Consider the following 23,355-nt stretch of genomic DNA (forward strand, 5'->3'; position numbering starts at 1 on the left):
ACTTCATGATTTCGAAGCAAGGAAAAAGTGAAGGGTAACGTAAATTAAACGTCCAAAGCAAGACCAAGCAAGACCAAGCAAGACCAAGCAAGACCAAGCAAGACCAAGCAAGACCAAGCAAGACCAAGCAAGACCAAGCAAGACCAAGCAAGACCAAGCAAGACCAAGCAAGGCCAAGCAAGACCAAGCAAGACCAAGCAAGACCAAGCAAGACCAAGCAAGACCAAGCAAGACCAAGCAAGACCAGTAACAAGTACAGTTCGTGAAAAGGAGTGTTGTCTAGCAGTGAATGTTAGCAACCGAATGATCGACTGCAACAAGCGGATGACATTACGCTTCACCTAGGTCCAAGTAAAGTCAGATACTGGAGTAGTTTTACCTTTCTATCGATCGCTCGATAGCCAAATCTGATTTCTTTCAACCTCTTCATTAAGAGGACAACCTATGGTTTTGAAGTACACGAATAGTTCTGCTATGAGAGGAGTTCATCCGTAAGTGAAACCAACTTTATATGAATAAAAGGTCCCGCGCTTGAAATGAGTTCAAGAGATGGGGACCTTTTTGTGTGTTTATTTTTTTTGATAGCGCTCCGATACTTTGCCTCGTTTACGATCGCGGTAAAAGACATAACCGGCGACGAAGCCGATTCCGCCGATGGCTAACGCCAGGCCGGAAAATCCTTGTAATACATATACATAGGCAGAATCCCCTAGATACCGGAAGGGGAATTGCGCTTTTAAGAAAACACTGTCCCGCATCAGCTTGATGCCGATGGCACCGATGATACCCGGAATGAGTAAAGATAATAGACCGATGATTCGCATGATTGTGACCCCTTTCCAAGCGTATTGTATCAGAAAATCCATATGACTGCGAATTCGATTTGCCCTCCTGTTTTAATACAGGTAGGATAAAGATGTAAGCAGTTTCAAAGGGGGAATTAGAATGCATCATCTTTTGATCGTTGGTGCGGGGCGCGGTGGAACAGAAGTATTACATGCTTTTCAACGTTCGCCTTTGTTGACGGTAATCGGGGTCGTCGATCCAGACGAACACGCGATTGGCGTTCAACTCGCAAAACGGGGACATATCCGGGTGGAAAAAACATGGACGGCTTTTCAAGGCACGGCCATTGACTTTATTATTGATGCGACCGGAGAACACGGTGTGCTCGAGCAATTGATTCATTATTTTCCGGAAGCCGCGGTTTTACCGGGAGAGTTTGTCCGTGTGTTACTCGAGCGTTTGGCAGAAAAAGAGCGGATGCTCGAAGCTATCATTCACTGTACGAGTGAAGCGATTTCAGTAGCCAATCAGGCGGGGGAAACGATGCTGATCAATCCTGCGTATACCCGGATGACCGGATATACAGAGGGAGACGTCATCGGTAAGCCGGCAAGCGCAGATATCGGGATGCAGGAATCGGTCCATTTACGGGTGCTCGAAACAGGCGAAAGTGTTCGGGATGCCCGGATGAAGATTGGTCAAGACAGACGGGATATCATTGTCAATGCCGCACCGGTCGTCGTGGATGGTCAAGTACGAGGATCAGTCGGTGTCATTCGCGATATCTCAGAAATGAAAGCGTTAACAAAAGAATTGAAGGCGGCCAAACAAAAAATCCGGACACTGGAGGCGAAATACACGTTTGATGACATCATTGCCGAAAGTGAGTCAATGCGTTTTGTCGTCGATCAGGCGAAGCTTGCCGCGACGATGCCGGTCAATGTCTTGATCCGGGGAGAGTCTGGTACCGGGAAGGAATTGTTTGCCCATGCGATTCATGCTGCAAGCGATCGCCGATACGAACAATTCGTCCGGGTCAACTGTGCAGCGATTGCGCCGAGCCTACTTGAAAGTGAATTGTTTGGTTATGAAGAAGGCGCCTTTTCCGGCGCCCGCCGTGGCGGAAAAAGAGGCTATTTTGAAGAGGCGCATGGCGGCTCCTTGTTTTTAGATGAGATTGGTGAACTGCCGCTTGATGTCCAAGCCAAATTATTACGGGTACTGCAAGAAAATGAAGTCGTTCGCGTCGGTGGAGCCAAAGCGGTTCCGGTCGATGTCCGAATCATTGCCGCGACAAATGCCAATCTTGAACAGAAAATCATCACCGGGGAGTTCCGGGAAGATTTGTATTACCGGATCAACCGGCTGCCGATCCATATTCCTGCTCTTCGCGAACGACCGGATGATCTTGCTCCGCTGTCGACACATCTGTTGCGTAAATTGAACCAAAGTTACGGCCGGTCCGTCGAACGTGTTTCTGAAGATGCATTGGAAGCGATCAGACAACAGACGTGGAAAGGAAACGTCCGGGAACTCGAAAATGTCATCGGACGCGCGTTGATTTTTACGGATAAAACGGAACAGGTTTTACGCAAAGGCCACCTGCAACTCGTTTCCCCGACACCGTCTAAACGGTCGGAACGTCCAAAAAAAGAAATCAAGCATCTGTCGGATGAGATGTCCTACGTCGAAGAACAATTGATTCGGGAAGCACTTGATGTCGTAAATGGAAATAAGACCGAAGCTGCCAAACAGTTAGGCATCTCTTTACGGGCACTCTATTACAAAGTGGAACGGTTTAACATCCAATGTTGATTTGCAAAATGTTGCGTGCAATATATTGCAAATAAATGCAATTCCATGCAAAAATAAAGACGAAGATGTTGGTATACCGTCGGTTTAGAGTTGGCATGGAAATTGCTATTAAATAAAGAGAACGACAGGTAAGGGGGGAAATGGCTTGAGGTTTGAACAAATGGTTCAACAAGCAGCAGGTCTTGAAGATGCAGTCGTTGCGATTGCATCCGCTGATGATGAAGAGGTAATGGATGCAGTGTCGTTGGCAATTGAGAATGATTTAGCCCGTTTTCATTTGTTCGGGGATGCGACACGTATTCAAAAAATGATTCAAGATCGACAGTTGAGCGAATCACAGTTCGTCATCACGCATACGGCTACGGCACAAGAAGCAGCAGAGCGTGCCGCCTATGCCGTCCGCAAAGGGGACGCGGATGTCTTGATGAAAGGACTCGTTCCGACAGCGACGTTCATGAAAGCTGTCTTGAACAAGGAGACCGGCTTACGATCAGGAAAAGTGTTGTCTCATGTCGCTTTGTTTGAAGTACCGGGACGGGAGACCGCCATTGGATTGACGGATGCTGCGATTCATATCGCTCCGACGCTGGAGGATAAAGTCCACATCATTGAAAACGGTGTGACCGCACTTCGAGCCGTCGGATATTCCTTGCCGAAAGTGGCAGTACTTGCTGCTGTCGAGGTCGTCAATCCGACGATGCCGGCGACGATTGATGCCGCCTTACTGACACAAATGAATCGACGCGGACAAATCAAGGATTGCCTTGTTGACGGTCCGCTTGCTCTAGATAACGCCGTCAATTTAGAAGCGGCGAAACAAAAGGGACTGACAGGAGACGTTGCGGGGGCAGCGGATCTACTCGTCGTGCCACAAATCGAGGTCGGAAACGTAATTTATAAATCCCTGATGTACTTTGCTCAGGCATCGGTTGCAGCGATTTTAGTCGGGGCTAAAGCACCTGTCGTCTTAACAAGTCGAGCCGACACGGCGGAAGCGAAACTCTATTCATTAGCCTTTGCTTTACTTAATGCGCAACCTACCAAAAAAATCAAACAAACAATCTAAGGGGGAACTAACAATGGTTGAAACAAACGTAGAAGCACGATTCAGTATTTTCGAAACGATGGCAATGGAAGATTACGAACAAGTCGTATTTTGTCACGATAAAGTCTCAGGATTAAAGGCGATTATCGCGATTCATGATACGACACTCGGACCAGCACTCGGCGGACTCCGTATGTGGAACTATGCGTCTGACGAGGAAGCATTGATCGACGCGCTTCGTTTGGCAAAAGGCATGACGTATAAAAATGCGGCAGCCGGTCTGAACCTTGGCGGCGGGAAAGCGGTCATCATCGGTGATGCGAAAACGCAAAAATCAGAAGCTCTGTTCCGTGCATTCGGTCGTTACGTACAGTCGTTAAACGGACGTTACATCACTGCGGAAGACGTCAACACAACAGTCGCCGACATGGATTATATCCACATGGAAACAGATTTCGTAACCGGTGTCAGCCCGGCATTCGGATCAAGCGGCAATCCGTCACCAGTCACGGCTTATGGCGTTTACCGCGGAATGAAGGCAGCCGCTAAAGAAGTATATGGCACAGATTCACTCGGAGGAAAAACAGTTGCGATTCAAGGTGTTGGTAACGTTGCTTTCAACCTATGCCGTCACTTGCATGAAGAAGGCGCAAAATTGATTGTCACAGACATCAATCAAGATGCATTACGCCGTGCAGAAGAAGCGTTTGGCGCTCTCGTCGTCGGACCGGATGAAATTTACAGCGTCGATGCCGATATCTTTGCGCCGTGTGCCTTAGGTGCGACATTGAACGATGAGACGATTCCACAACTGAAAGTGAAAATCATTGCCGGAGCAGCAAACAACCAACTCAAAGAAGATCGTCACGGAGATATGCTCCAGGAACGCGGTATTTTATATACACCGGACTTCGTCATCAACGCAGGAGGTGTCATCAATGTGGCCGACGAACTCGACGGGTACAACCGTGAGCGGGCGATGAAAAAAGTCGAACTCGTCTATGATGCGGTAGCAAAAGTCATCGAAATTGCCAAACGTGACCATCTGCCGACTTACCGGGCAGCAGAGAAGATGGCAGAAGAACGGATCGCGACAATGGGCAGTGCCCGCAGCCAGTTCTTACGCCGGGATAAAAACATTTTAGGATCACGCGGTTAATCAGAGGAGGATTTCAATGAGCGAACGTATTTTAACCATCAATCCGGGTTCAACCTCAACGAAAATCGGAATCTTTGATGGAACAGAGCAAGTGTTTACGAAAACGTTGCGCCATTCAGCTGAAGCGGTCGGAGGACCGCTTTCAGATCAGCTGAACATCAGACGCCAAGTCGTCCTCGATGTGTTAGCACAAGAACAGATTGATTTGAAAGCGCTTACGGCGATTGTTGGTCGCGGTGGTCTGCTTCGTCCGCTCGTCAGCGGGACATACCGCGTCAATCAGGAAATGCGTGAGGATTTACTGAACGGCACATTCGGAATTCATGCTTCGAATCTCGGTGGACTGCTTGCAGATGAGATTGGTCAAACGTTATCGATTCCGGCATTCATCGTTGATCCGGTCGTCGTCGATGAACTGGAGCCGATTGCCCGTCTTACAGGATTGCCTGAACTCGAACGGAAAAGTATTTTCCATGCCTTAAATCAAAAGGCAGTCGCGAAACGGTATGCGAAAGAAAATGGAATACCCTACGAGCAATTACGGCTGATTGTTGCCCATATGGGTGGCGGGATCACGGTCGGTGCCCATCTGAACGGACGCGTGATTGATGTCAACAATGGACTCGACGGAGAAGGGGCTTTTTCACCGGAACGAAGCGGATCCCTGCCTGTTGGTCAACTAGTAGAACTATGTTATAGTACCAAGTATAAACTCGAGGAAATGAAGCGTCTGGTCGTTGGGTCAGGCGGACTTGTCGCGCACTTAGGCACGTATGATGCGGTTGAAATCGAACGTCGGATTGACGACGGAGATGAAAAAGCCGCTCTACTGTATGAGGCGATGGCGTATCGAGTTGCAAAAGAAATCGCGGCCCAAAGTGCTGTTTTATACGGTCAAGTCGATGCTGTCATCTTAACGGGCGGTCTCGCATACAGTGATCGGTTGACGAAAGCGATTGAAGAACGGATTGCCCATATCGGATCTATCATCCGGATACCGGGAGAAGATGAGTTACGGGCGCTTGCAGAAGGCGTAATACGTGTACTGCGTCAAGAGGAACAAGTGAAGGAATATGGAGGCGAATTAACATGGCTAGAGAATTCGACGTCGTTGTCCTAGGTGGTGGACCCGGTGGATACGTCGCAGCGATCCGCGCTGCGCAAGCCGGGAAGACGGTAGCAATCGTAGAACAAGGAAAACTCGGGGGAACCTGTCTGCATCGTGGATGTATCCCATCCAAAGCATTTTTAAAGTCGGCTGCCGTCTATCAGACAGTAAAACACGCCGCTACATACGGCGTCGACGTACCGGAATCGTTTTTACGGTTCGAACAGGTCAAACAACGGAAACAGGACATCATTGATGGTCTCGAATCTGGTATCCAGCACCTGATGAAAAAAGGAAAAATCGAAGTCTTTCACGGCCGCGGTTCGATTCTCGGACCAAGCATCTTTTCACCGATGCCGGGAACGATTAGCGTCGAGCCGGAAGAAGGTGACGGCGAATTGATTTTACCGCGCCAATTGATTGTTGCGACCGGTTCACGACCGCGTCCGTTAAACGGTCTGGCGTTTGACTCCGAATATGTGCTCAGCTCGGATGAGGCACTCGACATGAACGCTTTACCAAAATCAATTGTCATCATCGGCGGCGGCGTCATCGGAATCGAATGGGCGTCGATGTTGACGGACTTTGACGTCGAGGTTACAGTCGTTGAATTCAGCGACCGGATTTTACCGACGGAAGATCAAGCTGTCAGTCGGGAAGTGGCCCGTCAGCTCAAAAAACGCGGTGTCAAAATCATGACGAGTGCAGCGGCGCAAAGCGACAGCTTCCAGCTGACCGAGTCGGGTGTGACGATCGATGTCGACCGTAACGGGGACAAGACGACGCTCGCAGCAGACAAGCTGCTGGTCGCAATCGGCCGGATGGCAAATGTCGAAGGAATCGGACTTGAGAATACGAATATCATCGTCGAAAACGGATTCATCCAAGTCGATGATGAGTTCCGCACGAAGGACAATCATATCTTTGCGATTGGTGATGTCATCGGACGCCTGCAACTCGCACACGTCGCGTCAGCAGAAGGGGCAAAAGCGGTCGAAACGATTGTCAACGGTTCAACGACACCGCTGAACTATGCCTTTGTTCCGCGTTGTATTTACAGTGTGCCGGAAGCCGCCTCCGTCGGATTGACGGAAGCCGAAGCGAAGGCAGCAGGACTCGATGTCAAAACGGGGATGTTCTCGTTTAACGGTCTTGGAAAAGCACGGATTGAAGGGGAAGCAGCCGGATTCATTAAACTCGTTTCCGATGCCAAGACGGATGATCTGGTCGGCGTTCATATCGTTGGACCTAAAGCAACGGAATTAATCAGTGAAGGTGGTCTTGCGCTTGTGCTGAATGCAACGGCATGGGAAGTCGGACAGCTTGTCCATCCACACCCTGCACTTTCAGAAGCGTTCGGGGAAGCAGCACTGGCAGTCGACGGATTAGCGGTTCACGCCTAAGGAGGAAAAACAGATGGAAAAAATAGAATTCAAAGAACTCGTCGAACTGGGTTTGACGGAGCAGGACGCGATTCAAATGTTCGAAACGATGGTCCGCGCACGGAAAATCGACGAACGGATGTGGAAATTAAACCGGGCGGGTAAAATTCCATTTCTCGTTTCCTGTCAGGGGCAGGAAGCAGCACAAGTCGGTGCTGCCTTCGCGCTTGAAAAAGGAACAGACTATATCTTGCCGTACTACCGCGATCTCGGAGTTGTCCTGCATTTTGGACAGACGTCACGTGATATCATGTTGTCCGCTTTCGCAAAAGCGGAAGACCCGAACTCAGGTGGACGTCAAATGCCGGGTCATTACGGTTCACGTGCCCTGAACATCGTGACAGGATCAAGTCCGGTCACGACGCAAGTACCGCATGCGGTCGGGATTGCCCTTGCTGCGAAGATGCGTCGGGAACCGCTTGTCGCCTACGTTTCGTTTGGTGAAGGGTCGTCGAACCAAGGAGACTTCCATGAAGGAGCAAACTTTGCCGGCATTCACAAATTACCGGTCATTCTGTTCTGTGAAAACAATAAATATGCGATTTCGACACCACTCTCGAAACAATTATCGGCGAAACACGTTGCCGACCGGGCGATCGGATACGGGATGCCGGGTGTGACGATTGACGGCATCGATCCGCTTGCTGTCTACAAAGCGGTCAAAGAGGCACGTGAACGCGGTCTGCGCGGTGACGGTCCGACACTGATTGAAGTTGAAGTCGAACGTCTCGTACCGCATTCGTCCGATGATGATGATAAATCTTACCGTTCGGCAGAAGAACTGGCTGAACTGAAAACACGCGACGGTGTCAAACTGTTCCGCGAAAAACTGATTCAAATGGGTGTCCTGACAGAAGAAACGGCACAGGAACTCGAAACGAAACTCGAACAAGAAGTCGATGAAGCGACGGCGTATGCGGAAGCGGCAGCTTACGATGCACCGGAAAATGCACTCCGTTACGTGTACGATGAGGGGGAAACGAAATGACGACATTAAGTTTAATCGAAGCCATTAACAGTGCGATCAAAGAAGAGATGGAACGCGATGAATCCGTCTTCGTCCTCGGAGAAGACGTCGGCGTCCGCGGCGGTGTTTTCCGCGCGACACAAGGATTGTTGGAGCAGTTCGGGGAAGAACGTGTCATCGACGCGCCACTCGCTGAAAGTGCAATTGCCGGAGTCGGAATCGGCGCAGCGATGTACGGAATGCGTCCAATTGCTGAAATGCAGTTTGCGGATTTCATCATGCCGGCCGTCAACCAAATCGTCAGTGAAGCGGCAAAAATCCGTTACCGTTCGAACAATGACTGGTCATGCCCAATCGTCATCCGCGCACCATTCGGCGGCGGGATTCACGGTGCCCTTTACCATTCCCAATCCGTCGAAGCGATGTTCAATTCGACGCCGGGCTTAAAAATCGTCATTCCGTCTAATCCATATGATGCGAAAGGTTTGCTGAAAGCAGCCATCCGTTCAAACGATCCTGTCCTGTTCTTTGAACATAAACGCGGCTATCGTCTGCTCAAAGGTGAAGTGCCAGAAGGAGACTATACTGTTGAAATCGGTAAAGCCGATGTCAAACGGGAAGGTGAAGATTTAACGGTCATCACGTACGGTCTTTGTGTTCAGTTTGCCCTTGAAGCAGCGGCGCGTCTTGAGAAAGACGGCATCGATGTTCATATTCTTGATTTACGGACGGTTTATCCGATTGACCGGGAAGCGGTCGTCGCGGCAGCCCGGAAAACCGGAAAAGTCTTACTCGTTACAGAAGACAACAAAGAAGGCAGTGTCATGAGTGAAGTATCTGCCATCATCGCGGAAGAAGCGTTGTTTGATCTCGATGCACCAATCGAGCGTCTCTGCGGTCCGGATGTACCGGCGATGCCATACGCTCCGACGATGGAGAAATTCTTTAACGTCTCGAGTGAAAAAATCGAGGACAAAATCCGGACGCTGCACGCGTACTAAGGGGGAAACGTCAATGAAAACCGAAACATTAACGATGCCACAGCTTGGTGAGAGTGTAACGGAAGGGACGATTTCCCTTTGGCTCGTCAAACCAGGTGATACGGTCAAAAAGTATGATCCGATTGCGGAAGTCATTACTGATAAAGTCACGGCAGAAGTACCGTCGTCGTTTGACGGCGTCATCGACAAACTGCTTGCTGAAGAAGGAGATACGCTGCAAGTCGGGGAAGCAATCGTAACCTTGCAAGTCAGCGGCGGATCGACAGAAGTCGCGGCAACGGAAGAAGCTGTTCCGGCGATTGAAGAAACGCCAGTCTCGAGTGATCAGTCGATGAAGAAACGTTATTCACCAGCCGTTTTGAAATTGTCGGCTGAACACGGCATCGATTTGGAACAGGTTTCGGGAACAGGTGCCGGCGGCCGGATTACCCGGAAAGACTTGTTAAAAATCGTCGAAACCGGACAAATCAAGCAACCGGATACAGTCGAAGCACCGACGATTGAGTCGGTTCCGGCAGCAAAACCGGCTGAGCAACGGGAATCGGCGCAACCGTCACGTCCGCAAGCAGCTAAATCAACAGCAAGCACGACGGAAGACGGAGACATCGAAATTCCGACAGCAGGTGTCCGTCAGGCAATCGCAACGAACATGGTCCGTTCTAAGCACGAAGCACCGCATGCCTGGTTAATGATTGAAGTTGACGTGACAAACTTGGTTGAAGCCCGGAACCGTCATAAAGACGCCTTCTTCAAACAAGAAGGCGTAAAATTGACATTCCTACCGTTCTTCATGAAAGCAACGGTTGAAGGCTTAAAGAAACATCCGATCATGAACTCGACGTGGGCGGGTGACAAGATCATTCAGAAAAAAGCGATCAACCTGTCACTGGCAGTCGCAACACAGGAAGCACTATTCGTACCGGTCGTCAAAAATGCCGACGAGCTCAGCATTAAAGGACTTGCCCGGTCGATTGATGATTTCGGTAAACGCGCGCAAGCCGGACGCTTGTCATCAAGCGAAATGCAGGGCGGAACGTTTACGGTCAACAATACCGGATCATTTGGATCGATTCAGTCAGCACCGATTCTGAACTTCCCGCAAGCGGCAATCTTATCCGTCGAATCGATCGTTAAACGTCCGGTCTGGATCAACGGTATGTTCGCAGCACGCGATATGGTCAACCTCTGTATGTCGATTGACCACCGGGTGCTCGATGGACTCGTGGCCGGTCAATTCCTGCAGACAGTCAAACAGTCACTCGAATCAATTGACCCGAATCAACTGTCTTTATATTGATTCAGACAAATCTGTTGACAGAAAACGGTTTCCAACGTAATATAAAAAACAATTAAACAATACAGACGCAATGACGAAGAGAAGTAACCTATGAAACGATTCAAGAGAGCTGATGGATGGTGCGAATCAGTATCGGGAAACAGGTGAATGGACTTCTGAGCATCAGACCGAACTTATAGTAGGCTCTGACGGGTACCTTCCGTTATCAAGGACGACGAATCAGGGTGACCGGTTCGTTCGAGGGGACTAGCATTAGTCAACGAAGGTGGTACCGCGGGTTTTCCCGTCCTTCATGTTTATCATGAATGGACGGGAAAACCCTTTTCGTATTTAATTGAATAAATAAATCGATGAATGAGTTAAGTAATCAGACAAATCGTTGTTTCAGAGAGCGGAAGAATGGTGGGACTTCCGTACAAGGATGTGTGATGAATGGTCTCATGAGAGCAGGACTGAAAGGTAAGTAGGTCGTGACGGAAGCCCCCGTTATCTCAGGCTACGATGTCTCGTCAAGACGCATCGGAAAGAGTGGGAACGTACTTCGTTCCAATTGTGAGGTGGCACCGCGAGTCTATCGTCCTCCATACGGCATTTGCTGTATGGAGGACTTTTTTTATATCAGGAGGCGAACAGGATGATCGAGACAGAACAATTGATAATCGAACAAATCGAAATGAACGGCGATGAGTTAACACCGATTTCGATCTTTTTACATCTGGAAGGAGACCGGAAATGTCTGCTTGAAAGTTCGGCGAGCGGTGGGAACGGTCGCTACTCGATCATCGGCGTTAATCCGGTTGAACTGCTTCGGGCGGAAGGCAGTCAAGTGACACGACATCATCTTCAGACGGAAGAAACCGTAACGATGACAGGAAATCCGGTCCAACTTCTGCAACAGTCTGTGACACGGGGAACAACGGATTTCGAGTTTCCGTTTTTAAGCGGCGCAATCGGCTATGTCGGCTATGATGCGATTCGGGCCTATGAAAACATCGGACCTGTGCCGGACAGTGATCGGAATTTACCGGACGCACTGCTTGCGGTCTATGACGAAATCATTTTATACGATCATTTGGAACACCGCGTGCATTTGATTCATACGTCACTCGGCGGGCTGACCGACCGGCAGGAGATGGTACGGAAGCTGCATATCCGTAAAACGCAGCTCGAACAAACCGGTCAACAGACGCGGATCGAACTGCCGCTTGAAAATATCGTCTACCAACCGCAGATTGAGAAAGAAACGTTCATCTCGCTCGTCGAGCAGGCAAAACAGCATATTCGGCAGGGTGATGTCTTCCAACTGGTGCTGTCACAACGGTTAGACGCAACATTCGCCGGTGATCCGTTCCACTTTTACCGGAAGTTGCGGCAGGACAATCCGAGCCCGTACCTCTTTTATATTGATTTGGGAGAAGTCATCGTCCTCGGCGCATCCCCGGAAAGCCTGGTTCAAGTCAAAGGTCGTCATGTCACGACGAATCCGATTGCCGGGACACGCCCCCGCGGCAAAACAAAACAGGAAGACATACAACTGGCGGATGAGTTACTGAACGACGAAAAAGAGCAGGCTGAGCACCGGATGCTCGTTGACTTGGGCCGGAACGATCTCGGTCAAGTCTGTCAGATTGGCAGCATTCATGTTTCACGGCAAATGGAAATCGAACGCTTTAAAAATGTCATGCATCTCGTTTCCGTCGTCGAAGGGACACTGGCGGAAGGAAAGACAGGGGCAGACGCCTTGATTTCTTGTCTGCCGGCAGGTACGGTCTCCGGAGCTCCGAAAATTCGGGCGATGCAACTGATCAATCAATACGAGACAAAAAAGCGCGAAGTGTATGCCGGAGCCGTCGGATATTTTGATGTCAGCGGGAATCTTGATTTTGCGCTTGCGATCCGGACGATGGTCATCCAGCACGGAAAAGCGTATGTTCAGGCCGGAGCAGGTATAGTGTATGACTCTGATCCGACCTTGGAGTATGAAGAGACGTTGCACAAAGCGAAGTCACTACTGGAGGTTTGGAAATGATTGTACTGATTGATAACTATGATTCTTTTACCTATAACCTGTATCAATATGCGGCTGTCTACGATGACATCCAGGTCATCCGAAATGATGCGATTGAAGTGACTGCACTTGCTGACTTGCATCCCGACGGTATCATCTTATCACCGGGTCCGGGAAATCCGAATGACGCCGGCATCTGTCTCGACGTGATTAAGACCTATTCCGGAAAAATCCCGATTCTCGGTGTCTGCCTCGGACATCAGGCGATCGGTCAAGCCTTTGGCGGACACGTCATTGAAGCGGATGAAATCCGACACGGGAAAACCTCAACCATCAAACAAACCGGACGCCTGTTTACCGGTCTTCCGGAACGATTCGATGTCATGCGTTACCACTCGTTGATTGTCGACCGGACGACCTTACCCGAAGTACTTGAAGTAACGGCAACGACGGATGACGGCATAATCATGGCACTCGAACACCGTGACCATCCGACCTACGGGATTCAGTTTCACCCGGAATCGATCGGAACACCATTTGGACAAGACATGATTCAACGATTTATCGAATTGATGAAGGAGTGACAGGAATGAAGGACGTATTAACAAAACTGGCAAACGCCAATCATCTTCGTTTTGAAGAAATGCAACAAGCTGCCCGTGAACTGTTTGCGGAAGACGTCACGGACAGCGAAATCGCAGCTTTTTTGATTGCCTTAAAAGCAAAAGGGGAAACAGCGGAAGAACTGGCCGGTCTCGCCTCAATCATGCGTGAAGTCGCCGTCGACATTCCGGTATCGGGAACAGATTTCATCGACAATTGCGGTACAGGCGGTGACGGATCCCAGTCCTTTAATATCAGCACGACAGCGGCGTTTGTCTTAGCCGGTGCCGGGGCGAAGGTCGCGAAACACGGAAACCGGAGTGTATCGAGTAAGACCGGCAGTGCCGATGTCCTGGAATCACTTGGTGTCCCGCTTGATGTCTCGACGGAAGAAATTGCGACATTACTTGAGACAAACGGGATTGCCTTTCTGTTCGCCCAACGGATGCATCCCCGTGTCAAACAAATCATGAAAGTCCGCCGTGATTTACGGATTCCGACGATTTTTAATCTGATTGGTCCGCTTACGAATCCGGTACCCCTTAAAACACAGTTGCTCGGTATTTACCGGGAAGATTTACTGGAGACGATAGCTTTGACATTGCATCGTCTCGGACGAAAACGTGCCATCGTCCTGCACGGCGCATGCGGCATGGATGAAGCTTCACTCGCCGGAACCAATCAATTGGTGTTGCTTGATCAAGGTGAGTTGATCCGGTTCAGTCTGCACCCGGAAGAAGTCGGATTATCGGTCGCTCCAATCGAAGCAATCCGCGGCGGAACGGCAGCGGAAAATGCAGAAATTCTGTTACGGGTTCTGCGTGGGGAAGCGGGTCCATACCGGGATACGGTGTTACTCAATGCCGGAATCGCCCTGTTTGCCGAAGGACGGGTCGAAACGATCCGAGAAGGAATTGAACGATCGGCGGAAAGCATCGATTCCGGCCGGGCACTTGAAAAATTACAGTATTTACAACGGATGAAACAACAGGAGGCGATCGGATGAATATCTTAGACCGTATCATTGAAACGAAACGACAGGAAGTCGCCCGCTTGAAGATCGACGGTGTGGCGCAAGCAGAGGCGCGACAACTCAACCAATCGATTCATCAATCACTCGGCGGAACCGATTTGTCCGTCATCGCCGAAATCAAACGGGCATCCCCGTCAAAGGGCGATATCTCATTAAACGTTGATCCGGTGGCACAGGCGAAACGATATGCCGAAAGCGGGGCGACAGTCATTTCCGTTCTGACCGACCAGACCTATTTTAAAGGAAGCATGGAAGATTTGGCGGCTGTCACGAAAGCAGTCGACGTCCCGGTCCTATGCAAGGATTTTATGATTGACCGGATTCAGATTGATCTTGCGAAAGCGCATGGTGCGAGTTTGATTTTATTGATTGTTGCAGCGCTTGATGACGAGACGTTAGAGGATTTATACGCGTATGCCTATGCAAGCGGTCTCGAAGTGTTGGTCGAGGTTCACGATGCGCTAGAACTCAAACGGGCAGAGCGGTTGCAGGCGAAAATCCTCGGAATCAACAACCGGAATCTGAAAAAATTCGAAGTGAGTCTCGACACATCACTCGAATTGCTGAAGACGAAGTCACCGGGTGTCCGCTATATCAGTGAGAGCGGCATCAAGACCGTTGCAGAAGCACAGATGCTTCATGCAGCAGGAGCGGACGGGATTCTGATTGGAGAAACACTGATGCGGGCGGAGAATCCGGCAGATTTCATTGAAGCCGTCAACGGAGTCAAACATGACACGTATTAAATTCTGCGGGCTGAAGCGGGCGGAAGACGTCCGGTACGCTGTAAGACTGGCGGATTATATCGGATTCGTCTTTGCCCCGAGCAAACGTCAGGTCACAGTGACGGAAGCGGCACGGCTTCGGACAGAAATTCCAGAGACGGTTCAGGTCGTCGGCGTATTCGTCTCGCTGACGAAACAGGAAGTCGAAGAAGCGGTGGAACAAGTCGGACTGGATTTCATTCAGCTTCATGGTCCGGTCGTGGACGAAATCTATCACGAAAAACAGGTGCCGGTCATTCAGGCACTCGCAGCCGGATCACAGGCTATGATTCATCCGGAAGCGGATTATGTCTTGTTTGATGCGCCGGAAGCCGGCAGCGGACAAACCTTTGATTGGACGACCGAGTTACAGATCGATCAACCGATGTTTGTCGCAGGCGGTCTGAATCCGGATAATGTCAAACAAGTAATCGACCGATACGAACCGTTTGCCGTCGATGTCTCGAGCGGAATCGAAACGGATGGTCAAAAAGATCAAACAAAAATGCAGGCATTTCATGATGCCGTAAAGGAGACTTTCTAATGACACGTTATTCACAACCGGACGCTTTAGGACAGTACGGGATTTACGGAGGACGTTATATCCCGGAAACGTTGATGCAGGCTGTTCTCGAACTGGAACAAGCCTATGCCGAAGTGAAGGAAGACCCGGCATTTCGTGAACGGATGAATGATTTGCTGGAAAACTACGTCGGCCGGCAAACTCCGCTTTATTATGCGGAACATTTGACACGGACAATCGGCGGCGCCAAAATCTACCTGAAACGGGAAGACTTAAATCATACCGGAGCGCACAAAATCAACAATACGATCGGGCAAGCCTTACTCGCTGAGCGGATGGGGAAACGTAAAATCGTCGCCGAGACCGGAGCGGGACAACACGGTGTCGCGACAGCAACCGTTTGTGCACTGCTTGATCTCGAATGTGTCATCTTCATGGGCGAAGAGGATATCCGCCGCCAGGAACTAAACGTCTTCCGGATGGAGTTGCTCGGCGCGAAAGTCGTGTCCGTCACCCAAGGAAGCCGGACGTTAAAAGATGCCGTCAATGAAGCATTGCGCTACTGGGTCAAACATGTCGACGATACGCATTACTTGATGGGCTCCGTTCTCGGACCACACCCGTTTCCGGAAATCGTCCGTGACTTCCAGGCAGTGATCGGACAAGAGACCCGGACACAAATCCTTGAAAAAGAAGGCAAGTTACCGGAAGCTATCGTCGCCTGCGTCGGCGGCGGCAGTAATGCAATCGGAATGTTCCACCCGTTTATCGATGATGAAGAGGTTGCCTTGTACGGCATCGAAGCAGCCGGTAGCGGACTCGAGACGGAGAAACACGCCGCGACGATGTCGAAAGGTGAAGTCGGAGTCTTGCACGGCTCGATGATGTACCTGTTGCAGGATGAGCATGGTCAAGTGACGGAAGCACACTCGATTTCAGCGGGACTTGATTATCCGGGCGTCGGACCGGAACACAGCCTGTTAAAAGACATCGGCCGCGTCCAGTATGAAGCGGTGACCGATCAGCAGGCACTGGATGCCTTGCAACTGCTTTGCCAAAAAGAAGGCATCATTCCCGCACTCGAATCAGCTCATGCCGTTGCCCATGCAAAGGAACTTGCGAGAGGGATGCAACCGGAAGAAGTCGTCGTCATCTGTCTCTCAGGACGCGGCGATAAGGATGTCATGACCGTCAGAAATGCCTTAAAGGGGGAAGCATGATGCGATTAGAACAAGCGATTCGCACAGTCAATGCACGTGGTGAAAAAGCCTTTATCCCGTATGTGATGGGAGGAGACGGAGGCATCGACCGTCTGCCGGATATTTTAGCGTTCCTCGAACGATCGGGTGCGACGGCAATTGAAGTCGGTGTCCCGTTTTCCGATCCGGTCGCCGATGGTCCGGTCATTCAGGAGGCAGGTTTGCGGGCACTGGCGGATAATATCAGTCTGAAGGATGTTCTCGAAGCAATCCGGATTGCCCGTCAGTCGACGGGCGTGCCGATTGTCGTCATGACTTACTTGAATCCGATTTTCCGCTTCGGCATTGATACTTTTTTATCGACCTGTCGTGAAGTCGGCGTCGACGGACTGATTATTCCTGATTTACCGCTCGAGCAAAGCGATCAGTTTTTTGCCGGACGCAATAAACAGGACATCGCACTCGTTCAACTGGTGTCGTTGACAAGTCCGATGGAACGGATTGAGAAACTGGCGGCGCACAGTGAAGGATTCCTCTATGCTGTGACTGTCAACGGAACGACCGGTGGACAGACAAACTTCGGGGATTCGCTCGAACAGCATTTGGCAAAAGTGGCACAGCTGAGTCCGGTGCCGGTTATGGCCGGTTTCGGAATCAGTACGCCGGAACATGTCCGTCAACTAAGTACAAGTGTTGCCGGTGTCATCGTCGGCAGTAAGATCGTCGAATTGTTGCAACAGGGAGATGAAGCGACCATCGAACAGTTGATGGCGGCCCGTCTGCCGGACGTGACGGTGTAAGATCAGACAATCAAAATCAAAGGGTGCCGGATTGATTTCCGGCACCCTTATTTTTTTAGGCTCAGTTTTTACCTATTGGCATGACTTTTTAAGACGTCCGCGACGAGTCCCGAGACATACGGGCTGCCCCGGTCTTCCTGTTCGACCGATTCAATCATGATGGCGACGAGCAGATCTTTTCTGTCATTGTCATAACCGACGAAAAATCCGTTTTCCTGTCCGTTTTCTTCGCCTGCTTTTTTCAATTCGGCCGTACCGGTCTTACCGGCGACTTTAATCTCAGGAATTTCGGCCGGTAAGGAATAACCGGCATGGACGACGTCATACAGATCGTTGCGGATCAAGGCGGCATCTTTTGCTTCGAGGAGATCTTTTTTCCAGACCTGTTTGGTTTCTTCCTCAGCGAGCAATGTTGGTCGGTAAATCGTTCCGTCCGTCAGGAAGATTTCGTACATCGACGCAAGGTGCAGGATGTTCGTCAGCATTTGTCCTTGACCGTAAGACGTATCCATCAGCTGTCCGTCGGAAGCAATCGAGCCGTCGTTTGAAATTTGTGATGCCCGCATCGGATAGGTGAAGGGAATCTTTTCACCGTATCCGAGTGCTTCAAGACCCGAAGTAAACGTTTTGGTCCCGATCTGTTCGAGTGTTGATTTTGCAAAGTAGACATTATCCGAGTAAACGAGCGCATTATGCAGATTGACCGGATCCGGTGTTTCATGAATCCGGGTAACGTTAAACCCGTCGATCTTCGTTTTTAACCCGTCAATCGTATAAGCTTTTTCCGGATCAAGTGTCTTGCTGTTTAAACCTACTGCAGCCGTCAACGGTTTTTGGGTCGATCCGGGTGCAAAAGCACTTGTAAACCGGTTTAAGAGCGGTTGGTCGGGATCGTTCGTCAATGTATCGAGCCGAGCCTGAGAAATGCCCGTCGTAAACTCGGACGGATCAAATCCCGGTGAACTTAGCAGGACCCGTGTTTCACCCGTCCGTGGGTCGATGACGGCTGCGGTTCCCGGATCGTCTTTCATCGTTGCATAGGTCGTTTGCTGCAACTTGCCGTCAATCGTCAGCTGGATGTCTTGTCCATCCTTTGCTTTCGTCTCTGCGACATCAACCGTTGATTGATCTGGTTTAACAATTTCGATTCGGGCACCCGATTTCCCGCGTAATGTTTCGTCGAGTACCTGCTCGAGCCCACGTTTTCCGACTTGTTCACCGGCCTGAATGGTTTGTTTCGATTGTTTGATGTCATCCGCAGTCGCCGAACCGGTATAGCCGATTAAATGGGAAGTCGCTTTGCCGAACGGATACGCCCGGACTTCCGTTTCCTTGACGCTGACACCATCAATCTGTTTCAGACGATTGATTTGTGTTTTGTCGTTTGCTGCATATGTTTTCAACGGAACGAACTGTCCGTCTTTGACCCAGCTGGCGGCGAGCGCCTCTTCAATCGCTGAGACAGGACGGTTCAACTGTTTGGCGAGCGTCTTAAGATCGTTGATTTTGCCTGCGACCACACCGACCACGTATCCGGTTCCCGTTGTAGCAAGAGGTTGCTTTTTCGTATCAAGCAAATCACCGCGTTTCGCCTCGAGTGTCGTCAATTGAATCTTGTCTTCTTTCTTGAAATCCTTTAGAACAAAAGAAGAATCCCAGTTGATGTACCAGTTTTCTGTATCTTTCTGTTTTTCGAACGTTAACGGAATTTCTTTTTTGTAGGAAACGGGTCCGGCCAATGTCTCAAAAGAAATCGTGACCGGTAAACTTGCCTGTTTCTCATCCTCATTTTTGTCTGTTTTCGTCCGTGTGACGGAAATGTTTTCAATCGCAAGAGACGCTGCTAGTTTTTTCGTCCGATCGATGAATTCCTTTTTACCGTATGTTTTTTTCGTTTCTGTACTGGCATACTCCGCGTACATTTTTTCATAATCCTGTTTTTCCCATAACTTAATATAGGCGTCCAGTCGTTCTTCCGGTGTCGGTTGATCCTGACATCCGGCAAGTATCGTCAGCACGAAGCTGGTTGAAAGCAGAAGCGGGAGTGTCTTCTTCAAGGGAAATCCTCCTTTTACGAGCAGTCTATTTTACAACCGTACCATTCTTTCGGAAGGATTTCATCTTGAACGAACGACAAAAAACTCACACGAAGACAAACATTCGTGTGAGTGGAGTTTACATCTTAATTGAAGTAGTTTAATGGGTTGACGCTGTTTGCTGCATATGTACCGCTGTAGACATAACTACCGCGATGCATTTCGAAGTGAAGGTGAGCACCGAAAGCATTACCTGTTGCACCAATCGTTCCGATCTTTGTGCCTTTGGCAATCGTTTGCCCAACATACACGGAACGGCTGTTTAAATGAGCATAGACTGTCGTATATGAGACACCGTTGACAGTATGTTTCATCATGATGTGATTACCGTAGGCCCCGTAATACCGGGAAGTGATGACGGTACCGCCGGCAGAAGCATAAACCGGTGTGCCCGTTGGTGCGCCGATGTCGATTCCGTTATGGAAGGTATAGCCGTAGACACCGCTTGCTCCGCCATATCCCTGAGTAATCGGACCACTTGCCGGGCGGGAAAATCCGCTTGACGCTTTAGTAGAAGTCGTGACACTGTATTTTTTTGCATATGTAGAAGACACATAGCGGGCAGTGCCGCCGTAAGAAATTTTTGTCCAAGATCCCGAAACACCCAGATAATTGAACGTTTGGCCGGAATTGACACTTCCGACAACTCGGTAAGCCGTTGAAGGACCGGTCCGGACGCGGACACCGTCTGCCGTTATTTTTACTTTATACGTCGTTGCTGCTTCCGCTTTTTGTGTGGGAAGAGCAGAAAAACCAGAAACCATCAGGGCTGTCATTGTCATAGTTGTAAGTAAACGTTTCATGTGGAAGTTCCTCCTAAAATGTGAAAGACGACGGACGATTATGTAAGGGAACAAGACCCTTTCAAAGTTGTAAGATATGAAGTTCATATACTTAATATGTATAAATATTTTCTTGCTAGAATGATTATAGCATCGCGAATAACACAAAAATATTTCAATTTCATTGCAAAGTTATAGTTGTATAACATATATTGTAATGGATAATATTTCATTTAGTATCTGAATTTGTTTTTATAAAAATAGAAATTAAAAGTCCTCTTTTGAAAAAATATTAAAAAACGTGATGATGCGCCAGGCACATCATCACGAATATAGGCAATAAGGATTATTTAGATACAGGAGCAAAGACTGTTAAATGTTGACTTAACACTTGGACTGTCACCGGCAGATGACCGGCTGTATCACCGTCGGCATTAATCGGAAGACGTTCTTTTGAATCGACATGAACTTCTTTTGTCGTAAAGTATTCGACTTGATCGGCATCGGAAATTTTTCCGGTCAATAATTTTGGTAAGGCCTGTAAGGCATCAAAGAAACCAAGCTGTTTAACGATGAAGACGTGTAACAAACCATCATCCACACGGGCATCCTTTGCGAATGATTCGAAACCACCGACAGAATTAGTTAGGGAAATGATCAAAAGAGGAGTTTCACCATCAAACGATTCTTCTTCCGCCGTCAGGCGAATCGGATACGGACTGTGGTCCTTAAAAGCTTTTAATCCTTCGATGAAGTAGGCGACGGAACCGAGTGATGTTTTTTGTTCGACACTGACTTCTTCGACAGCTTCAGCGATTAACCCGACCGCGATGACGTTCATGAAATAATGGTCATCATATTTCCCGATGTCGAGTGGACGGGACGGGGCATCCTCTAAAATACTGATCGCCTCCTCGGGATCAGTCGGGATGTGTAAAGCGCGTGCTAAATCATTGACCGTCCCGAGAGGTACGATTCCGAGAGTCGGACGATGCGCCTGTTCCGCGATACCGGTGATGACTTCATTCACTGTTCCGTCCCCGCCCATGGCGACGACGGCATCATAGTGGCCGAGTGAAGCTTGTGTGGCGAATTCAGTTGCATCAAGTTCTTTTTCCGTGAAGCGTACATCAACTTCCGTAAACCGTTGAGCCAATGTTCCTTCAGCGAGTTCCGCATGTTTTTTACCGAGTTCTTTACCGGACGATGGATTGATAATGAGCATGACTTTTGACACAAATGATTCCTCCTTTAATTCTACCTGTTCCTATTTTCCCAAGATTACATAAACATAATCCTGGACAGAAAAAAACCTTGGACATCGACAGACGTCATGTCCAAGGCGATTTTGAAATTAGCGGCGGGCGATTGGCGGTGGGGATGCTTCTCCAGCTGCCGGACGAACCGTTTCTTCTTCGTCCCAACACTCTGTATTTTCGATACCGAGAGCTTTCGCCGAGAAAACAGGATCAAGTCCTTTTTTCCGTTGTTCCTGGTAATCGTTGATGACTTTCAGCGCGATGCCACCTAAAAGTGAGATGGCCGTCAAGTTGATCAAGGTCATACCGGCCATGAAGAGATCGGCAAAACTCCAGACCATTCCGAGACTGAGAACAGATCCGATGAAAACGAAAGCCATTGTCGCAATCCGGAATCCGAAGACGGCAGCCGGACTGTTTTTGATGAATTCAATGTTCGTTTCGCCGTAGTAATAACTGCCGACAATGGAACTGAAGGCAAACAGGAAAACACAGACTGCGATGAAAGCCGGGGCAACAGCTCCAAGCTGTTCGCCTAAAGCATTTTGTAACATCGCAATTCCTTCACCGTTTCCGGCAGCATAGCTGTCACTCAACAAGACGATGGCAGCAGTTGCTGTACAGACGATCAGTGTATCGAGGAAAACACCCAGTGTCTGGAGGAACCCTTGTTTTGCAGGGTGCGAGACTTCAGCCGCAGCCGCAGCATTTGGTGCTGAACCCATTCCGGCCTCGTTCGAGAAGAGACCCCGTTTAACACCAAGTGAGATAGCTGCTCCGACAGATCCGCCGACGGCTTGTTCGATGCCGAATGCGCTTTTGAGAATCATCATGAAGACAGCAGGGAGTTCTGTGAAGTTCGTGACGACAACGAAGAGGGCAGCAATCAGATAAAGACCCGCCATGATCGGGACAACGACAGCAGAGAATTTCGCAACGCGGTGAACACCGCCGAAGATGACGAGTCCTGTCAAGACGACGAGGACACCGCCGATAACGGCTTTGTTGATTCCAAAGGCATTGTCAAAGGCAGCTGCGATCGTATTCGATTGAACCGAGTTGAAAATCAAACCAAAAGTGACGGCAATCAAGATGGCGAAAACAACACCGAGAGCACGGTTTTTCAATCCTTTTTCGATGTAGTAGGCCGGTCCGCCGCGGTAAGCGTTGGTCTTACTGTCGCGGACTTTGTAGACCTGAGCGAGCGTGCTTTCAATCAAAGCCGTTGCTCCACCGAGCAAAGCGACCATCCACATCCAGAAGACGGCACCGGGACCGCCAAGCGTGATGGCAATCGTAACGCCGGCTAAATTACCTGTCCCGATCCGGGTAGCGGCGCCGATGAAGAACGATTGCAGTGAAGTGATGCTTTCTCCTTCATCATCCGTTGTTTTCTCATTTTTATCGAGTGTGACACGGAACATTTCTTTTAAGTACCGGAACTGAATGAATTTTGTCCGGATGGTGAAGTAGATGCCGACGCCGATTAGTGCCGCGATTAAAACATAAGACCATAATAAGTTGTTGGCAAAATCGACTCCTGATTGTACTGCTTGCTGAAAGGCATCCATCTGAAAAATTCCTCCTCATGTGTTGTGGTAAAATGGCTATAAGCTAAATTATACGAATTTTCAGATAATTAACAAGAGAAATTTTAAAACTTTTTTT

Annotated in this window: 20 protein-coding genes and 2 other annotated features; of the genes, 15 read left to right on the forward strand and 5 right to left on the reverse strand. The window is 49.4% G+C overall.

Annotation, left to right across the window (positions count from 1 at the left end; translation table 11 throughout):
• Nucleotides 1–569: 569 nt before the first annotated feature.
• Nucleotides 570–824, reverse strand: coding sequence for a DUF2627 family protein (locus tag EXIG_RS04900; RefSeq protein ID WP_012369817.1), 255 nt, complete (start codon nucleotides 822–824; stop codon nucleotides 570–572).
• A gap of 121 nt (nucleotides 825–945) precedes the next feature.
• Between EXIG_RS04900 and EXIG_RS04905 the strand changes: the two genes are divergently transcribed.
• The 15 genes from EXIG_RS04905 to trpA all read left to right on the forward strand — a co-directional run bounded on the left by EXIG_RS04905 (nucleotide 946) and on the right by trpA (nucleotide 17,550).
• Nucleotides 946–2,601, forward strand: a complete 1,656-nt coding sequence (locus EXIG_RS04905) for a sigma-54-dependent Fis family transcriptional regulator (RefSeq protein WP_012369818.1) — start codon at nucleotides 946–948, stop codon at nucleotides 2,599–2,601.
• A gap of 145 nt (nucleotides 2,602–2,746) precedes the next feature.
• Nucleotides 2,747–3,667, forward strand: coding sequence for a phosphate butyryltransferase (gene yqiS / locus EXIG_RS04910; protein ID WP_041261518.1), 921 nt, complete (start codon nucleotides 2,747–2,749; stop codon nucleotides 3,665–3,667).
• 13 nt (nucleotides 3,668–3,680) lie between these two features.
• Nucleotides 3,681–4,805 carry a Leu/Phe/Val dehydrogenase gene (locus EXIG_RS04915; protein ID WP_012369820.1) on the forward strand — a complete coding sequence of 375 codons (1,125 nt, stop codon included), beginning with the start codon at nucleotides 3,681–3,683 and terminating at the stop codon, nucleotides 4,803–4,805.
• 16 nt (nucleotides 4,806–4,821) lie between these two features.
• Entirely contained in the window at nucleotides 4,822–5,925 is a 1,104-nt protein-coding gene (gene buk, locus EXIG_RS04920) for a butyrate kinase (protein ID WP_012369821.1), read from the forward strand.
• Entirely contained in the window at nucleotides 5,895–7,316 is a 1,422-nt protein-coding gene (lpdA, locus tag EXIG_RS04925; RefSeq protein ID WP_012369822.1) for a dihydrolipoyl dehydrogenase, read from the forward strand. Before buk ends, lpdA begins: the two co-directional genes overlap by 31 nt.
• 13 nt (nucleotides 7,317–7,329) lie before the next feature.
• Entirely contained in the window at nucleotides 7,330–8,343 is a 1,014-nt protein-coding gene (locus tag EXIG_RS04930) for a thiamine pyrophosphate-dependent dehydrogenase E1 component subunit alpha (protein ID WP_012369823.1), read from the forward strand.
• Complete coding sequence (locus tag EXIG_RS04935; protein WP_012369824.1) at nucleotides 8,340–9,323, forward strand: alpha-ketoacid dehydrogenase subunit beta; 984 nt, start codon at nucleotides 8,340–8,342, stop codon at nucleotides 9,321–9,323. Before EXIG_RS04930 ends, EXIG_RS04935 begins: the two co-directional genes overlap by 4 nt.
• Nucleotides 9,324–9,336: 13 nt before the next feature.
• Nucleotides 9,337–10,620, forward strand: coding sequence for a dihydrolipoamide acetyltransferase family protein (locus tag EXIG_RS04940; RefSeq protein WP_012369825.1), 1,284 nt, complete (start codon nucleotides 9,337–9,339; stop codon nucleotides 10,618–10,620).
• Between the two features lie 61 nt (nucleotides 10,621–10,681).
• Nucleotides 10,682–10,914, forward strand: a binding site (T-box leader).
• A 47-nt stretch (nucleotides 10,915–10,961) separates the two neighbouring features.
• Nucleotides 10,962–11,205 (forward strand) — a binding site (T-box leader).
• Between the two features lie 49 nt (nucleotides 11,206–11,254).
• Nucleotides 11,255–12,649: an anthranilate synthase component I gene (trpE, locus tag EXIG_RS04945; protein WP_012369826.1), complete on the forward strand. Its 1,395-nt coding sequence runs from the start codon at nucleotides 11,255–11,257 to the stop codon at nucleotides 12,647–12,649.
• Complete coding sequence (locus EXIG_RS04950; protein WP_012369827.1) at nucleotides 12,646–13,212, forward strand: anthranilate synthase component II; 567 nt, start codon at nucleotides 12,646–12,648, stop codon at nucleotides 13,210–13,212. The genes trpE and EXIG_RS04950 overlap by 4 nt, the downstream gene beginning before the upstream one ends.
• A 5-nt stretch (nucleotides 13,213–13,217) precedes the next feature.
• The gene (gene trpD, locus EXIG_RS04955) at nucleotides 13,218–14,237 is read left to right on the forward strand and encodes an anthranilate phosphoribosyltransferase (RefSeq protein WP_012369828.1); all 1,020 of its coding nucleotides are present in this window, start codon (nucleotides 13,218–13,220) and stop codon (nucleotides 14,235–14,237) included.
• The gene (gene trpC / locus EXIG_RS04960) at nucleotides 14,234–15,010 is read left to right on the forward strand and encodes an indole-3-glycerol phosphate synthase TrpC (RefSeq protein ID WP_012369829.1); all 777 of its coding nucleotides are present in this window, start codon (nucleotides 14,234–14,236) and stop codon (nucleotides 15,008–15,010) included. Before trpD ends, trpC begins: the two co-directional genes overlap by 4 nt.
• Nucleotides 14,997–15,572, forward strand: a complete 576-nt coding sequence (locus tag EXIG_RS04965; RefSeq protein ID WP_012369830.1) for a phosphoribosylanthranilate isomerase — start codon at nucleotides 14,997–14,999, stop codon at nucleotides 15,570–15,572. Before trpC ends, EXIG_RS04965 begins: the two co-directional genes overlap by 14 nt.
• A complete protein-coding gene (trpB, locus tag EXIG_RS04970) occupies nucleotides 15,572–16,771 on the forward strand; it encodes a tryptophan synthase subunit beta (protein WP_012369831.1) in 1,200 nt (399 codons plus the stop codon). Before EXIG_RS04965 ends, trpB begins: the two co-directional genes overlap by 1 nt.
• On the forward strand, nucleotides 16,771–17,550 hold the full coding sequence (gene trpA / locus EXIG_RS04975; RefSeq protein ID WP_012369832.1) for a tryptophan synthase subunit alpha: 780 nt from the start codon (nucleotides 16,771–16,773) through the stop codon (nucleotides 17,548–17,550). Before trpB ends, trpA begins: the two co-directional genes overlap by 1 nt.
• A 68-nt stretch (nucleotides 17,551–17,618) precedes the next feature.
• On the opposite strand, the gene EXIG_RS04980 is transcribed toward trpA, so the two are convergent.
• From EXIG_RS04980 to EXIG_RS04995, 4 genes are all read right to left on the reverse strand, one after another.
• Nucleotides 17,619–19,607, reverse strand: coding sequence for a penicillin-binding transpeptidase domain-containing protein (locus EXIG_RS04980; protein WP_012369833.1), 1,989 nt, complete (start codon nucleotides 19,605–19,607; stop codon nucleotides 17,619–17,621).
• Nucleotides 19,608–19,732: 125 nt separating this feature from the next.
• Nucleotides 19,733–20,449 (reverse strand): SH3 domain-containing M23 family metallopeptidase, encoded by a 717-nt coding sequence (locus EXIG_RS04985; protein WP_012369834.1) that lies wholly within the window; start codon nucleotides 20,447–20,449, stop codon nucleotides 19,733–19,735.
• A 325-nt stretch (nucleotides 20,450–20,774) separates the two neighbouring features.
• On the reverse strand, nucleotides 20,775–21,665 hold the full coding sequence (locus tag EXIG_RS04990; RefSeq protein ID WP_012369835.1) for a diacylglycerol/lipid kinase family protein: 891 nt from the start codon (nucleotides 21,663–21,665) through the stop codon (nucleotides 20,775–20,777).
• 117 nt (nucleotides 21,666–21,782) lie between these two features.
• Nucleotides 21,783–23,258 (reverse strand): alanine/glycine:cation symporter family protein, encoded by a 1,476-nt coding sequence (locus EXIG_RS04995; protein ID WP_012369836.1) that lies wholly within the window; start codon nucleotides 23,256–23,258, stop codon nucleotides 21,783–21,785.
• Nucleotides 23,259–23,355: the final 97 nt, after the last annotated feature.

It is taken from the genome of Exiguobacterium artemiae 255-15, from assembly GCF_000019905.1.
Taxonomy (GTDB): Bacteria; Bacillota; Bacilli; order Exiguobacteriales; family Exiguobacteriaceae; genus Exiguobacterium_A; species Exiguobacterium_A artemiae.